We start from the raw sequence: 14,924 nt of genomic DNA, 5'->3' as shown, positions 1-14,924 counted from the left end.
GTTTCTATAATATAAATTGGTTGTAGCAAAGTTTGAATGAAGCCAAAAAAAACTACTAAATCAGTTTGATAGATTAAACTTAAATGTAAACCATGATACACTAAAAATACAAAAGCTCTATGTGAGTACTTACAAACACATCTATAAACGCTACGTACGTTTTTGGCGTCAGACAATATGTAACTGGCGTAATAGCGACAGCAGGAGGCATAATGAAGCAACTACCATTAACCAAACAGCAATTGATCGCTGCTATGATTTCATTGAGTTTGGGCAGTGTTGCACAAGCCGCACTTACAATTAATGGTAGCACTGACACTACCTCTAGTGCACGCCTGAGTTGGGGCGGCGCTGATAGTTTGTCTGAAGCTCGTAACATAATGTACAAGTCTAATGGCTCTACTATTAAGAAAGTCGATAATGGCTATGGTACTACCAATATTACGAATACTAATAGTTTTGCTAGCAGCAATAACACCAATACTACTCGCTACAATACAACCTATCGTGGGGCATTTGGCAGCAGCGATATGATTCCGATTAGCACTGATTCACGTAGTGTTGCGGTGATCGATGCTGAAACTGGCGAATCTATCTACGAAAAAGATGCTGATATCGCGCGTCCTATGGCTAGTATCACCAAGGTTATGACGGCTATGGTCGTATTGGATGCAGGCCTTGATATGCGTGAAGAAATCACGCTTGATCCAGAAGATTTCGTTGGTCCAAAGCGTGCAAGCTCGCGTTTGAAATCAGGTGATCGTTTAAACCGTGCTGAGATGCTATTGATGGCGTTGATGAAGTCTGAAAATCCAGCGGCGAAGAGTCTGGCACGTAACTACCCAGGTGGATATGATGCCTTTATGCGTGCAATGAATCGTAAAGCGCAAGACTTGGGTATGAACACGGCATTTTTTGGTGATCCAACTGGACTTGATAAGCGCAACGTAGCTTCGTCAAAAGATTTGGTCAAAATGGTACGTGCCGCTGGTAACTATGATGTGATTCGTCGTTTCTCTACCACTAAGAGCTATGACTTTTTTGTCTCAAATTACTCAAGTGGTAACCGTACCTATAAAGCCAGTAATACCAGTACGTTGGTCCGTGACGGCAGCTATCCAATCGGTATCTCTAAGACAGGCTTTATCAATGAAGCCGGACGTTGTGTTGTGATGGAAACTCGGGTAAATAATCGTCCTGCGATTATCGTTATCTTAGGTGCAAACAGTTCAGCAACACGTTGGGGCGATGCTAAAAATATCTTAAATAGTTTGGCTACACGTCGTACAGTATAAGTTTGCTGTTCTAAATGTATAAAAAAGCTGTTATATCATATAACGGCTTTTTTATTGTGTTGAATTTAAGAATTAAGGATACATGCTATGGGTCATTTACCATTCTCTTCTCCTATACCTAAGCTATATTTGTTGACCAATGATGATGAGTTCGAGCTGTTATATCAAAAGCTAGAAGCAGCCTTATCGACAGGATTAATTGCGCTATTACAAATTCGTCGTAAGCAAGTTCTTAGTCTACCTGATGGAGCTTTGAAGCTCTTTGATGAGGCGCAAAAAATCGTCGAATTAGCTAAAACGTACAATGTGCCAGTTGTTATTAATGATGATGTGAAGTTGGCCGAAAAGCTTGGCGTTGGTGTACATCTTGGACAAACAGACGGCAGTATCGATGATGCTCTACAGTCTCTATCGCCGCATCAAATAATCGGTCGTACCTGTCATGGTGATGTAGATCTAATTAAAGAAGCAAAAAATGACGGCGCAAGTTATGCTGCGATGGGTGCTGTATTTACTTCTACAACTAAGCCCAATGCTAATGTCATTTCACCTCAGCAGCTTGTGGAAGGGTGTCAGCAAGGCATACCAATATGTGTGATAGGGGGGTTAACCGCAGAAAATGTCTCAGAGCTGGTAGATTTGCCCATTGCGCTTGTGGCAGTAGTCGGGGATATCATGGATTTGCCAGTAGCAGATATAGCTCAGCGCTGTTGTGAGTGGCAGCAGGCATTTTCTAAATGGAAAATACCTACTTGAAGTACTCTTCTTAGAGAGTTTTTAGAGTAGCAATAGTCTTAGAATAGAGTATTAATATGACAGCGCTACTCAGCGTGTTCCATACATAAGGTGGCATAGGGCAACGCTTCTAAGCGTTGCTCTTCGATTGGCTCGCCGCAGACTTCGCACTCGCCATAAGTACCGTTATCAATCCGACTCAATGCATTTTCGACATAGATTAAGCTTTGACGCGCCTCGCTCATTAAGTTTTTACGCATGTCGTTTTGACGATAGGATATGGCCTGATCTTCCCAATGTTCATTGAGATCATCTTGCGGATTTTGGATGTGATCTTCTATCTTATCAATTCGAGATTCGTATTCGTCTTTTAATTTTAATAGGTTTTGTTTAGCAGTGCCTAAGTTGATGCTCATTATTTTCTCCTAATGGGTTATTTTTATTGTCAATGTTTCTATCATAAAGAGCTTGACTGCTGAGTACCACCACGAAATGTTACGGTTTATTGACTATGCTTAAAGCTAGCAACTGCAATTGTTGCAATCGAATAATGCTCTGAGAGTTTAGACTAAATATTTTAAACGTGCTGAAATTTGTGACAGGTTGCTTGTGAGACTGCGCTAGAAAACTGGTAGAATACACCGCCGCTGAATTCTGCTTACTTGATCGACTCATCAGAGTGATCTGATAAGTGTCAGAGCCAAGCGTTAAAAAGACATTAAAAAGCAATAAAGCTGATAGTGACTATATAGCTTAGATATAAAATAGCGTAGTTATAAAGCAGGCGAGTAAGAGTGCTACTAAATAGTAGATTGATCGAGCTTAGCACTGAATCTGATTTATATAGAGCGGACCATAATAGTCATATCAATAACGACAGTAATCGCAAATTAACAGATATATTGATGCATAGGAGCAGGTAATGAATTTTTTGCGTATGAGTGAGTTGAACTTAACGGATAAAGTGGTTTTGATTCGAGAAGATTTAAATGTGCCTATTAAAGACGGTAAGGTCACGAGCGATGCGCGCTTGCAAGCCAGTCTTCCTACCATCAAGATGGCGCTCGAAAAAGGCGCTGCGGTAATTGTTTGCTCACATTTAGGCCGCCCAACAGAGGGCAATCCTGAAACTGTATACTCATTAGCGCCGGTTGCTGACTATTTGACGGACAAATTAAGCTCGCAACTATCGACACCTGTACGTCTTAATAGTGATTATCTTACCCAAGGTGCTAATGTAAAATCGGGCGAAGTGGTTCTATTAGAAAATGTACGCTTCAATGACGGTGAAAAGAAAAATGATGCCACGCTAGCGAAAAAGTACGCTGATTTGTGCGATGTGTTTGTGATGGATGCTTTTGGTACAGCGCACCGTGCACAGGCATCAACAGAGGGTGTTACGCAAGCAATGCGTCAAGCAGACAAAACCGTTTGTGCAGGGCCATTGTTAGCCGCCGAACTTGATGCTCTAAGCTTAGCGCTTGAAACACCAGCACAGCCAATGCTTGCTATCGTTGGTGGGTCAAAAGTATCAACCAAATTAGAAGTGCTACACAGCTTGGCTGAAGTTTGCACGGAAATTATCGTTGGTGGCGGTATTGCCAATACTTTCTTAGCAGCACAAGGTCATAGTGTTGGCGCCTCATTGTATGAAGCAGATTTGCTCGATACTGCACGTGACATTATGACCAAAACTGAAATCTTACTGCCTGAATACGTCGTAGTCGCTGATAAAGACGACATCGATTTCGCTGACTTTACTGGCTCATTGCAAAAAGCTACAGCAACGATCAAATCAGTTGATGCGATCGGTGACAATGACATGATATTGGACATCGCACCAGAAAGCGCAAAGCAGCTTGCCGATGCCATTATTAATGCAAAAACCATTTTGTGGAATGGTCCAGTGGGTGTATTTGAGGTCGATGCTTTCGGGCAAGGCACACAAATATTAGCTACTGCTGTAAGGGACAGCGATGGTTTCTCTATCGCGGGCGGTGGTGATACGTTAGCGGCTATCGATAAATATCAAGTTGCTGATGGTGTGAGCTATATGTCAACAGGTGGTGGTGCGTTTTTAGAGTTTGTTGAAGGTAAAGTACTTCCGGCAGTCGCTGCGCTGCAAATAGATGCCTAACTAATTAACGATACTCTGTAGCTTAGTAACATTAGACGTACAACTAACTTTAAATAACTAATGTAGTCTGTAAAAATAATATTTTGGCTGTTGATTTGCTTGTTTTTATTGACATAAGTAAGCGCAATAGCCATCGATTATTATTAAGCAGTAATTATTTATTTATATACTGAAAATTATTATTGCATGTCTGATTCGCACTCTATAAAATAGCGCGACCATGTATTTTGACATGCATTATTTACGAGAGGTTTATTATGTTAAAACGTCATTTATTACTTGCTAGCGTACTTGCTGGTACCTTTGCAATCACTGCATGTAGCCAACAAACAGAAGAAAACACTGAAGCTGCTGTTGAATCTGCTGGCGATGATGCTGCTGCGAATATTGATGCTGCTGCCGCTGAAACAGACGCTGCTGCTGCTGAAGCCGAAGCTGCTGCTCAAGACGCTGGTACTGAAGTTGCCGAAGGCGCTGACACTGCTGGTGCAGCTGCGACAGACGCTCTAGAAAACACTGGCGATGCTATCGCTGAAAGCACTAATACAGCGGTTGAAAATACTGCTAAAGCTGTTGCTGATGGCGCTAACGCTGTTGCTGATGGCGCAAATGATGTTGCAGTTGATGCAGAGCAACAGTACTAAGCTACGCGATAACTAAGCACTATTAACTAAGCACTATAATGACTGATTTACTGGGATTATATCGATTGATAGATAATCATCGGTAAATAACTTTTAAAAAGGGTCATTGCTTTATAAGCCTCAAAATACTAGAAAAGCCTTGGTGATTGCCAAGGCTTTTTGCGTTGTATGCCATTGTGACAGTTTACAAAGTAACAGTTTATAAAAGTCAAACTGATATCAAGAGACGGTATAGACTGACAAATAGTCGGTCAACCGCTACGAAGACAGAACAATTTTTGCTATAATCACCGCGTGGTAATCATATCTAATACCATTCAGACTTTTACTAACCTATATACGGTCAGTATGGTCGAATATACAGTGAAATGATTGCTATCAAGCTGTTTTTTAAAATACTATTCAAAATCTAATCAGAGAGCGTCTTATGGCCCTAATATCCTTACGTCAACTTCTAGATCATGCCGCTGAACACAGCTATGGTGTTCCTGCCTTTAACGTCAATAACTTAGAGCAAATGCGTGCAATCATGATGGCTGCGGATGCTTGTGATTCACCTGTCATTGTCCAAGCCAGCGCAGGCGCACGTAACTATGCAGGGTCAGCATTTTTGCGTCATTTGATTATCGCTGCTATCGAAGAATGGCCACATATTCCAGTAGTGATGCATCAGGATCACGGTATGTCGCCAGCTATCTGCCAACGCTCAATCCAATTAGGTTTTTCATCAGTGATGATGGATGGCTCACTTGGTGAAGATGGCAAAACGCCAATGGATTATGATTACAATGCTAGCGTCACGCGCGAAGTTGTTAAGATGGCACATGCTTGCGGCGTCTCTGTAGAAGGCGAAATCGGTTGCCTAGGTAGTCTTGAAACTGGTATGGCTGGCGAAGAAGATGGTTCTGGCGCTGAAGGCGTATTGGATCATGAGCAGCTTTTGACCAGTGCTGATGAAGCTGAGCAGTTTGTAAAAGATACCAATGTCGATGCGTTAGCGATTGCTATCGGTACTAGCCATGGTGCCTATAAGTTCACACGTCCACCGACAGGCGATATCTTGTCTATTGAGCGCGTAAAAGAGATTCATGCCCGTATTCCTAATACTCATCTTGTTATGCATGGTTCTTCATCAGTGCCACAAGAATGGCTAAAAGTTATTAATGAAAATGGCGGTGATATCGGCGAAACTTATGGTGTGCCAGTTGAGCAAATCGTTGAAGCGATCAAGCATGGTGTGCGTAAAGTAAATATCGATACGGATTTACGTCTGGCATCAACTGGTGCTATCCGTGAATTCCTTGCAAAAAATCCAAGTGAATTTGATCCACGCAAATATTTCAAAGCATCTATGGTAGCGATGTCAGATATCTGTACCAATCGTTTTGAAGCGTTCGGCTCTGCAGGCCAAGCACATAAAATTCGCCCAATCAGTCTTGAAGGTATGGTGGATTTTTACCAATAAGACTGTATTGTAGAATGTAGTTATTAATCATAAGATAGTAGCAGGTTTTATAATATCCTACATAAGAGGTCATAAGTAATGATTGGATTGATTACCGGACAGGTGCAGTACTTGATGGCACCGACGGCTTGTATCATGACGACCTCTGGTGTGGGTTATGATATCGAACTGCCATTGCCTTCATTTTGCCAGTTGCAACTTAATGAACAAGCCAGCATTTGGACACATTTCCATGTTCGCGAAGATGCCCAATTGCTATACGGCTTTATCGATCGAAAAGAACGCGATGTTTTTCGCCAGTTAATTAAAATTAATGGTGTTGGAGCAAAAATGGCCTTGGCTATGCTGTCTGCAATGTCAGCAGCTGAGCTAAAAATGCACGTCGAGCAAGAGTCGGAGACGGCGTTGACTCGTATCCCAGGCATCGGTAAAAAGACGGCGCAACGCTTATTAATTGAGCTAAAAGACAAATTAAAGAATATCGACGTTGATAGTGGTGCATTTGAATTGACGCCTCAGGAAACTACGATTTCTCACGAAGGCAGTATCATCGCTGAAGTGGAAGGCGCATTGATCAGCTTGGGCTACAAAGAAAAAGAAGCTCAGCTAGCGATTAAAGCTGCTAAGAGTAAAGGAGATACTTTTGCTGATACTCAAGGCTTGTTAAAAGCTACTTTGCAGCAGTTATCTGGCTTTTAATTCATATTAACTAGCCGTTTATCGATAACAACCACATAATGTATCAAAGTAATAAGCGACATTGAATGTCGCTTATTTTCGTTTTAGTGCTCGCTTAATGAGGTTTTGCATGACTTATGCGCAGCGTTTGGTTATGCTATTTGTTAACTAATTTTTTAATATAATGATAAATTCTATGACGCAAGATCGCTTAATTAATCCGCTAGAAGGCGCAAGTGATGCTCCTGATGCCAATATCCGACCAGCGTTGTTGGCTGAGTATATTGGTCAGCCGGTGGTACGTGAGCAGATGGAAGTGTTCATCGGTGCTGCTCGTGGCCGTGACGAAGCGCTAGATCACACACTTATATTTGGTCCACCGGGTCTAGGCAAGACGACCCTCGCCAATATTATCGCTCGTGAGATGGGTGGTAATCTGCGTTCTACTTCAGGGCCTGTGCTTGAGCGCCCAGGAGATTTGGCAGCCATGCTGACCAATCTAGAAGCGGGTGACGTACTGTTTATTGATGAAATTCACCGTCTAAGCTCGGTTATTGAAGAGATACTTTATCCAGCGATGGAAGATTTCCAATTAGATATTATGATTGGCGAAGGGCCTGCTGCGCGTTCTATCAAGCTTGATTTGCCACCGTTTACCTTGGTAGCAGCAACGACTAGAGCAGGGCTACTGACGTCACCACTACGTGACCGTTTTGGGATTGTACAGCGCCTTGAGTTTTACAACATCGCTGATCTAACGACGATTGTCAGTCGAGCAGCACGTCTAATGCGTGTACCAATGAGTGAAGATGGCGCTATAGAGATTGCGCGCCGTGCACGGGGTACACCAAGGATTGCTAACCGCCTATTACGCCGTGTGCGTGACTATGCCGAGGTAAGAGGCGACGGTAGTATTAATGGCGCGATTGCAGGTAGCGCGCTAGATATGCTGGCAGTGGATAGACGTGGTCTTGATCATCTAGACAGACGCTATATCGAAATATTGCACGAGCGCTTTGACGGTGGTCCGGCTGGTGTTGAAGCAGTGGCAGCAGCGATGGCTGAAGACCGTGGTACGCTTGAAGATGTGATTGAGCCATATCTGATTCAACAAGGTTATGTGCTGCGTACTGCTCGTGGCCGCGTACTGACACAGATGGCAATCGATCAGATGTTATAGTAATCAGTATTCAATATAAAAAATGCGCCTGCTTTTGATGAGAAGTAGGCGCATTTTTTTGTTTAAATCTAAAATTATGAAAATTTTTCTGAACTGATTGAGTAAAAATAAATCTGATTTCTAAGCTAAAATTCGCCAAACAACTACCAAGACCGCCAGTATATAAAATATAGGTGATAGCCAGCCGATAACTTGCGTAGCGATAGCGATAAATATAGCAAACCCTGCAAGTGCCAACCAATCACGACGACGGTCGTTTAGCATGTCAGCGCGAATTTGCTGTATTTCCCGCAGTTGACTGTCCTGACGAGAGCCCTGTGAGGCAAGGCTTTGTAGCCCTTGATCTAATAGTTTGGGAATATCAGTGGTAGATAGGAGCATTTCAGGCAGTTGTTGGCGCAGTTGCTGTAGGTTACGCATAGGATCTAACTGCTCTTTAATCCAACTGCTTAGAATTGGCTTGGCAAGTGACCAAATGTCCAGATCAGGATATAAATCACGACCGAGTCCTTCCACATGGACCAAAGTTTTTAGCAGAAGCATCAGCTGCGGTGGGATACTCATATGATGTCTGCGTGCAATATCTAGAATCTGCATCAGTACGCCAGCAAAGTCGATATCATCGATTGATTTTTGTAGCATAGGGCCGACGGTACGTTTCATATCACGCATTAGGGCATGCTTATCAGCGTTTGGTGGTATCCAGCCTGCACGGCTGACGATATCAACGACAGCGGTAAAGTTGTTGTTCATCACGGCAAGTAACATCCGCGCCACGATTAGCTGATCGTCTTTTGATAAAGTGCCCATGATGGCGCAATCAAGCCCGATATAACGTGGCTCATGACCTAAATCAACTGCTTCCATACCTGCATGTAAGGTTTGCACAGGTGGCGTCTCTACGAACACATTGCCTGGATGCATATCAGCATGAAAGAAGTTATCACGGAAGACTTGGGTAAAAAATATCGTTAGGCCTTTTTCTGCAAGCGCTGCACGGTCATAACCTAACTGATCGAACATCTCAACTTGTGAGATAGGGACGCCTTGGATGCGCTCCATGACCATCACGTTTTTGGCAGCGTCATAAACTTCAGGCACATACATCAGTGCTGAACCCAAGAAATTATTACGCATTTGAGTAGTATTATCAGCCTCAAGCGTCAAATCAAGCTCATTGAGCATGACTTGCCGATAGTCTTCGACAATATCGATGATATGAACGGCACGTGCCGCTTCAATACGAGCAGATGCCCAACTTGCCAATTCCCGCAGTAGCTCAAAGTCAGAAACAATCACAGTGCGAATATCGGGGCGAACCACTTTTACCACGACTTCACGTCCATCATGTAGGGCAGCCGTGTGAACTTGGGCGATAGAAGCGGCCGCTAACGGTTTGATATCGAATCGAGCAAACAAGGTTTCAATCGACTGGCCAAGACCATGTTTAGGATGTTGAATTTGGGCGACAGCGATATCAGCGTCAAAAGGCTTAACTTTGTCCTGCAACTGAATTAATTGAGCGATAATCTCAGGTGGTACCAAGTCGCGACGCGTTGAGAGTAACTGGCCAAGTTTTAAAAACAGCGTACCCATGTCCTCAAGCGCATACTTAATCGCATTTGGTTGGTGCTTCTTGCCCCATGCTGCTGGATGCATGCGAATCAATCGCGCCAAAGGCTGCAGCTGCGGTGCTTCTTCGATAGAAAAATGGGTATCAAGGCGATACATTGCGGCGATACGCCAAAGCTCAAGTAGACGAGCGCGGTGCGATAATAGCATGGGATTAAGTACTCTAAACAAAGACGAAAATGGGGTAAGCGCTGTGCATAATCATAAATAGTGCCATCGGTAATAGCGTTCATTTATGATGGATGCAATCGGCTATTGATGAAACGAGTTATTAAGAAACTGCGCTTGCTCTTCTTTGATAGCAGCAAGTTTGGCTTCTTCACGTTCGACGTCAGCACGTAATTTTAACAATTGCTGTTTAAGATCGTTTGCTTCAGCGACCTCAATAGGGTCAGGTGTGCTATTGCCAGCCACTTCATTAGCCCAATCACTAACGTCATCAAAAGCACGTTTGACACTATGACGCCAGCTACCTTTGAGCTGAGAGATAAGAAGGTGTAACTGGCTAGCCATTGGTTTACCGATAAATGGTTCAAGCTGTCCAGCTAGGTCAGGATCAAACCCTGCAACCAGTTGTTTGAGCTGCATTAGCACCTTGTAATCGCCAGCGATTGGCAAGTTGCCTTCCGCGCCGCGCATCAGATTGAGCAATTGAGCAGCATTATCTACAGTAATGGTACAATCTGGACGACTATGACCAAAACGTGCGCGCTCCATGCTAGATTTTTGGCGCTCATTCATCTGGCCACTTGGCTCAAATATACTTTCCGTCGTGACCGGCTCAAAGCGCAAACGCTCATGAGTGAACAAGATGTCTAAATGAATCTCAGGCAGTCTCATATTAAGACGTAACACTTTACCTGCAAGCGGAGTTAAACCTGCCTTGGTAATCTCATCACTGGCAATGGCAATGTTAATTAGCTTTTCGGCTCCAGCTAATAGAAGGACAGTCAGCATAAGGCTCTCGCATCGGTAAGTGAGCGCCTTTGCATTAGCTGCATCAGCGCATCGTGTGTTCGTGTTAAGTTCAATATGGTCTATTAAACGTAATAGTCTTGCCAATCGTACTCTATCGTTACGCTTTAAAGCCGCGATGGACAGCCACGATACCAGCAGTCAAGTTATGATAATCACAGTTTTCAAAACCAGCCTGTTGCATCATCTGCTTGAGTGTCTGCTGATCAGGATGCATACGAATTGACTCAGCTAAGTATTGATAACTTTCAGCATCATTAGCAATCAGCTTACCCATCACTGGCAGTGCGGTAAATGAATACAAATCATAGGCTTTAGATAGTGGCTCAAATACTGGCTTGGAGAATTCCAGAATCAATAGACGACCACCTGGCTTTAGGACGCGATACATAGACTTTAGCGCGGCATCTTTGTCAGTAACGTTACGCAAACCAAAGCTAATAGTGACCAAATCAAAGCTTTCGTCATCAAAAGGGGCTAACGTTTCAGCGTTAGCTAATACAAAATCAACGTTGTTACAGCCAGCATTGATTAGGCGCTCACGGCCCACTTCTAACATCGCAGCATTAATATCAGATAGTACTACGTGGCCATTTCTACCGACTTCACGGCTAAATACTTTGGCCAAATCGCCCGTACCACCAGCGATATCAAGGACATGCTGACCAGCACGCACGCCTGATAGACTAATCGCATAGCGCTTCCATAGACGATGAATACCAAATGACATCAAATCATTCATGATGTCGTATTTTTTGGCAACAGAAGTGAATACGTCAGCCACACGTGCTTGTTTTTCTGCTTTATTGACGGTCTTATAGCCAAAATGCGTCTGCTCATTACCATCTGTTTCAGGCGTGTGCGGATTATTGATATCATCACGCTGATTGAATAGCGTTTGTTTTATGGTTTGCTCTGAAGTATTTGTGCGAGTCGTTTTGTCGTTGTTTGGCATAGTGGTTTGTTGGCCTTGCGGCGTTCCAGTAGGTAGGTCTTGAACTTTAGTAAAGTCGCTATTGTCATCACTAGCAACGCTGTTATTCTTGCTCGGCACGACATTGGTTGTTTGATTACGTAATATCTGCGCGCTAATCTGTTGATTATGAGCAATACTGTCTTTTACCAGTTTGTCTTGCAAATGACCATTAGTCGTTGTGGCTTGATTAGAAGGAGCGCTGCTATCTTTTGCATTATCAGTCATCATGTTGTCCTAGAATTTATTTTTATGATTGTCTTTATCGGAGGAAGTCGTTAAATAGTAAGCGTCAATTAGCTATTTAACATATTGAGTTTATGATACATCAAACGCTACCGGCTTACTGCCATTATCCGTATCATGAACCTGATCGATAATGGACAGTTCACGCTCGCAGAACGGCTCAATAAAATCGCTGACGCTACTCAGAGGTTTCATGGCCTTAAAGCCTGTATCAATAAAATCATAAAGCGGCTGGTAGCCATGACGATAGGCTGTACTTTTCGCTAGTGCAAAGGCTTTTTTGAGCATAAACGAGTTTAGGTGTTTGTCCGTGCGATAACAGACGTCTTTTAGATTAGCAATCTGAACTCGGCGCTCGTCTTCTTCATCGACAGTACGGTAGGCGGTTAGCATATTCTCTTCGTTTACTGGTAAATCCTGAGAGAGTAACCACTGGGCTAAATGCAGATCTAGCTCAATAGCAAAAATTGCCGCTTGGATGCCCATGCTACCAGCCTCTAGGGCTGACTCTTTGGCAAGACGTTCTAGCTTTTTCGCTTTTGGCAGGATACGTGCCAATTGCTCTGCTAATAATTTGAACTCTTCGCCGCCATACAGTTGGGTGAGAAAGTAATCTGCCATTAACTGGTTTTTGGGTTGTTCAAATAGCTCGCGATGCGTCTGTTGGAGACGTACTTGTTGCCATGATTGTACTTCTTTGAGCTTAGCATTCAATTCATCATCTTGGTGATGAGGCATCGCCCAAAAACGTGTCAAATGCTGTTGTAAATCAGCTAAAGCGGTCATAGCAGTGAATCCTGTAGAAGTAAATAGGGTAATCAAATTTAAGTATAGTTGTTTTAAATATTGTGAGTCAGGGTTATAAGGCTTGCAACAACTGTTCTACCCTATACCCAAAATTGTGTTCACCTTAAAAGAAAATAATTAAGAATACAAATACCAATCTGTTACACAGCAATATTATTTACTCAATTGGTGCAGTGCTATGATTAAATGAGATAAAAATGAGCGATGAGATAAAAATGTTGAGAGTTATCTTATCGAGAGCTATCCCATAAGTCATTCATTAGTAAAGCAGCCCAATAACAATAGCGAGTGTAATCATGTCTAAAAAAAATGATACTACTGAACCAAAAGCACCACAAGCGGTAAGTACACAATTTAGTGAGCAAGTTGTAGAGCAGCGTCTAAAGCCCAATCCTTTGAGTCAGTTTTCACTGGACGAGGATTCGCTTAGATTAGCATTGGTAACAGCTCAGTATGCTTTAAAAGCCACTCGCCAGCAAATGCCGCCGACCCTCAATAAGCCAACAGGTCTATTGGTGCTGGTTAATGGAATGGAGCAGGCAGGTAAAGGTACCGCCGTTAAGCAGTTACGGCAATGGGTGGATCCAAGGCTGCTTAAAGTTGAGGCAACCATTGGTCATTCGCCATTGAGTTATCAACCTATTTGGCAAGCACATACTAGCGCCATGCCGCGTCATGGTGACGTCATGGTATATTTCGGCAATTGGTATGCTGATTTATTATACAACGTCATGCGACTGGCGACATCAGATAGTGAGAACCTTGAAGCATTATCAAATGATAAAGATCATACAAATAAAAATTCGCTTCCTATTGCTCAGTGGCAAGACTATCTACAGCAGCAATTGGACACGCTAAAAGCATTTGAAAAGGATCTCATTGCCAATCAAACCAAATTATTAAAATGCTGGTTTCATGTTGATATTGAAACGTTGCACAGTCGCTTAAAGGATGATGAGGCAGATCCGCAGTTTCTATATCAAATTGACTGGAATAATAAGCAAGTCATCGAGAAGTTTAATGAGGTGGCTGCGACCTTGCTGCGTCAACAGGATGATTGGGTCATCATTGATGGTGACGATAAGTTAGAGGCCGCTGATAACTTTTGTCACTTGGTGCTACACGCTATGCAAACCGCGCTGGCGAGTAGTCAGACAGATACCAATGATAATGGCAATGGCAAGGAAACTTCAAAAAACCATTCCCAGTCCGAAAAACTGGAACTTAACTCAGATACTAAACAAAAACAGTTTGAACCTGCACCGATACCTAAGCAACTGACGTCTATTAAAGATAAAAAAATCAGTAAGTCCGACTATCGTGAGGCGTTGGCGGAGAAGCAAGCAAGGCTCGCTGAATTGTTACGCGCACGCCAAGGTCGGCATGTTGTATTTGCTTTTGAAGGAATGGACGCTGCTGGCAAGGGCGGTGCAATCAAAAGATTGGTCGCACCGCTAGATCCTCGCGAGTATCAAATTTATAATATTGGCGCACCGATGTTATATGAGACCCAGCATCCTTACTTGTGGCGATTCTGGACGCGATTGCCTGACGAACAAACCAATCGTATTAGCCGTATCGCTATTTTCGATCGTACTTGGTATGGGCGTGTGCTGGTTGAGCGCATCGAAGGATTTGCGTCTCCTAATGAATGGCAACGAGCATATGATGAGATCAATCGTTTTGAGGCAGATTTGGCAGCAGCAGGAACGTTGGTTATCAAATATTGGCTAGCGATTGATAAAAAAGAGCAGCTTAAACGGTTTGAAGATCGTCAAGAAACACCGCATAAGCAATTTAAACTGACAGATGATGACTGGCGTAACCGTGATAAATGGTCAGACTATGTGCAGTCTGCAGCAGATATGCTGGTGCGCACGGATACAACGACAGCGCCATGGTGTGTTATTGCGACCAATGAAAAACGTCAAGCGCGTTTAGATGTGTTAGATCATGCTATTGAGAAGTTGTCTGCATTTACTGAAAGCAAATAATTGTTAGAAACGATTGAAGTTTAAAAACTCTTATAGATTTATATAACTGTATTTTCCACGTATTCTCTAAATAGGATGGCTCGAAACGGGAGTTTCCTAAAAACTGTGTAACTGCTTATAATCCATTAACAGGAGAATAAGCAATGACTACTCAATCTGACAT

Annotated in this window: 13 protein-coding genes; 8 read left to right on the top strand and 5 right to left on the bottom strand. The window is 43.0% G+C overall.

What is annotated here, in order from left to right; translation table 11 throughout:
• The first annotated feature begins 212 nt into the window (after positions 1-212).
• Positions 213-1,295: a serine hydrolase gene (locus I3254_RS03455; RefSeq protein ID WP_238051188.1), complete on the top strand. Its 1,083-nt coding sequence runs from the start codon at positions 213-215 to the stop codon at positions 1,293-1,295.
• Positions 1,296-1,382: 87 nt separating this feature from the next.
• A complete protein-coding gene (locus I3254_RS03450) occupies positions 1,383-2,051 on the top strand; it encodes a thiamine phosphate synthase (RefSeq protein WP_238051186.1) in 669 nt (222 codons plus the stop codon).
• Positions 2,052-2,116: 65 nt separating this feature from the next.
• Here I3254_RS03450 and I3254_RS03445 read toward each other — a convergent pair whose 3' ends face one another.
• Positions 2,117-2,446, bottom strand: a complete 330-nt coding sequence (locus tag I3254_RS03445; RefSeq protein WP_238051184.1) for a TraR/DksA C4-type zinc finger protein — start codon at positions 2,444-2,446, stop codon at positions 2,117-2,119.
• A 506-nt stretch (positions 2,447-2,952) separates the two neighbouring features.
• Here I3254_RS03445 and I3254_RS03440 point away from each other — a divergent pair.
• The 5 genes from I3254_RS03440 (at position 2,953) to ruvB (ending at position 8,134) form a co-directional block, all read left to right on the top strand.
• Positions 2,953-4,167, top strand: coding sequence for a phosphoglycerate kinase (locus tag I3254_RS03440; RefSeq protein WP_238051182.1), 1,215 nt, complete (start codon positions 2,953-2,955; stop codon positions 4,165-4,167).
• A 257-nt stretch (positions 4,168-4,424) separates the two neighbouring features.
• Positions 4,425-4,811: a hypothetical protein gene (locus I3254_RS03435; RefSeq protein ID WP_238051180.1), complete on the top strand. Its 387-nt coding sequence runs from the start codon at positions 4,425-4,427 to the stop codon at positions 4,809-4,811.
• Positions 4,812-5,238: 427 nt separating this feature from the next.
• Complete coding sequence (gene fba, locus I3254_RS03430) at positions 5,239-6,276, top strand: class II fructose-bisphosphate aldolase (protein WP_238051179.1); 1,038 nt, start codon at positions 5,239-5,241, stop codon at positions 6,274-6,276.
• 78 nt (positions 6,277-6,354) lie between these two features.
• A complete protein-coding gene (gene ruvA / locus I3254_RS03425; RefSeq protein ID WP_201548844.1) occupies positions 6,355-6,975 on the top strand; it encodes a Holliday junction branch migration protein RuvA in 621 nt (206 codons plus the stop codon).
• Between the two features lie 175 nt (positions 6,976-7,150).
• Positions 7,151-8,134: a Holliday junction branch migration DNA helicase RuvB gene (gene ruvB / locus I3254_RS03420; RefSeq protein WP_201569780.1), complete on the top strand. Its 984-nt coding sequence runs from the start codon at positions 7,151-7,153 to the stop codon at positions 8,132-8,134.
• A gap of 120 nt (positions 8,135-8,254) precedes the next feature.
• Here the strand turns inward: ruvB and I3254_RS03415 are convergent, their stop codons facing one another.
• The 4 genes from I3254_RS03415 to I3254_RS03400 all read right to left on the bottom strand — a co-directional run bounded on the left by I3254_RS03415 (position 8,255) and on the right by I3254_RS03400 (position 12,746).
• A complete protein-coding gene (locus tag I3254_RS03415; RefSeq protein ID WP_238051177.1) occupies positions 8,255-9,916 on the bottom strand; it encodes an AarF/UbiB family protein in 1,662 nt (553 codons plus the stop codon).
• A 102-nt stretch (positions 9,917-10,018) separates the two neighbouring features.
• Positions 10,019-10,723 carry a hypothetical protein gene (locus tag I3254_RS03410; protein ID WP_238051175.1) on the bottom strand — a complete coding sequence of 235 codons (705 nt, stop codon included), beginning with the start codon at positions 10,721-10,723 and terminating at the stop codon, positions 10,019-10,021.
• A gap of 118 nt (positions 10,724-10,841) precedes the next feature.
• The gene (gene ubiE, locus I3254_RS03405; RefSeq protein ID WP_238051173.1) at positions 10,842-11,942 is read right to left on the bottom strand and encodes a bifunctional demethylmenaquinone methyltransferase/2-methoxy-6-polyprenyl-1,4-benzoquinol methylase UbiE; all 1,101 of its coding nucleotides are present in this window, start codon (positions 11,940-11,942) and stop codon (positions 10,842-10,844) included.
• 90 nt (positions 11,943-12,032) lie between these two features.
• Positions 12,033-12,746, bottom strand: coding sequence for a hypothetical protein (locus tag I3254_RS03400; protein ID WP_238051171.1), 714 nt, complete (start codon positions 12,744-12,746; stop codon positions 12,033-12,035).
• Between the two features lie 317 nt (positions 12,747-13,063).
• Here I3254_RS03400 and I3254_RS03395 point away from each other — a divergent pair, with 317 nt between their 5' ends.
• Positions 13,064-14,761, top strand: a complete 1,698-nt coding sequence (locus I3254_RS03395) for an ATPase (RefSeq protein WP_238051170.1) — start codon at positions 13,064-13,066, stop codon at positions 14,759-14,761.
• The last annotated feature ends 163 nt before the right edge of the window (positions 14,762-14,924 follow it).

The organism is Psychrobacter sp. Ps2, assembly GCF_022129405.1.
GTDB lineage: Bacteria > Pseudomonadota > Gammaproteobacteria > Pseudomonadales > Moraxellaceae > Psychrobacter.
This window is presented reverse-complemented; position numbering and strand designations above follow the sequence as displayed.

Excerpts from the sequence above, each read along its gene's own strand:
- I3254_RS03455 (WP_238051188.1), top strand. The coding sequence starts at position 213 with ATGAAGCAACTACCATTAACCAAACAGCAATTGATCGCTGCTATGATT.
- I3254_RS03450 (WP_238051186.1), top strand. The coding sequence starts at position 1,383 with ATGGGTCATTTACCATTCTCTTCTCCTATACCTAAGCTATATTTGTTG.
- I3254_RS03445 (WP_238051184.1), bottom strand. The coding sequence starts at position 2,446 with ATGAGCATCAACTTAGGCACTGCTAAACAAAACCTATTAAAATTAAAA.
- I3254_RS03440 (WP_238051182.1), top strand. The coding sequence starts at position 2,953 with ATGAATTTTTTGCGTATGAGTGAGTTGAACTTAACGGATAAAGTGGTT.
- I3254_RS03435 (WP_238051180.1), top strand. The coding sequence starts at position 4,425 with ATGTTAAAACGTCATTTATTACTTGCTAGCGTACTTGCTGGTACCTTT.
- fba (WP_238051179.1), top strand. The coding sequence starts at position 5,239 with ATGGCCCTAATATCCTTACGTCAACTTCTAGATCATGCCGCTGAACAC.
- ruvA (WP_201548844.1), top strand. The coding sequence starts at position 6,355 with ATGATTGGATTGATTACCGGACAGGTGCAGTACTTGATGGCACCGACG.
- ruvB (WP_201569780.1), top strand. The coding sequence starts at position 7,151 with ATGACGCAAGATCGCTTAATTAATCCGCTAGAAGGCGCAAGTGATGCT.
- I3254_RS03415 (WP_238051177.1), bottom strand. The coding sequence starts at position 9,916 with ATGCTATTATCGCACCGCGCTCGTCTACTTGAGCTTTGGCGTATCGCC.
- I3254_RS03410 (WP_238051175.1), bottom strand. The coding sequence starts at position 10,723 with ATGCTGACTGTCCTTCTATTAGCTGGAGCCGAAAAGCTAATTAACATT.
- ubiE (WP_238051173.1), bottom strand. The coding sequence starts at position 11,942 with ATGACTGATAATGCAAAAGATAGCAGCGCTCCTTCTAATCAAGCCACA.
- I3254_RS03400 (WP_238051171.1), bottom strand. The coding sequence starts at position 12,746 with ATGACCGCTTTAGCTGATTTACAACAGCATTTGACACGTTTTTGGGCG.
- I3254_RS03395 (WP_238051170.1), top strand. The coding sequence starts at position 13,064 with ATGTCTAAAAAAAATGATACTACTGAACCAAAAGCACCACAAGCGGTA.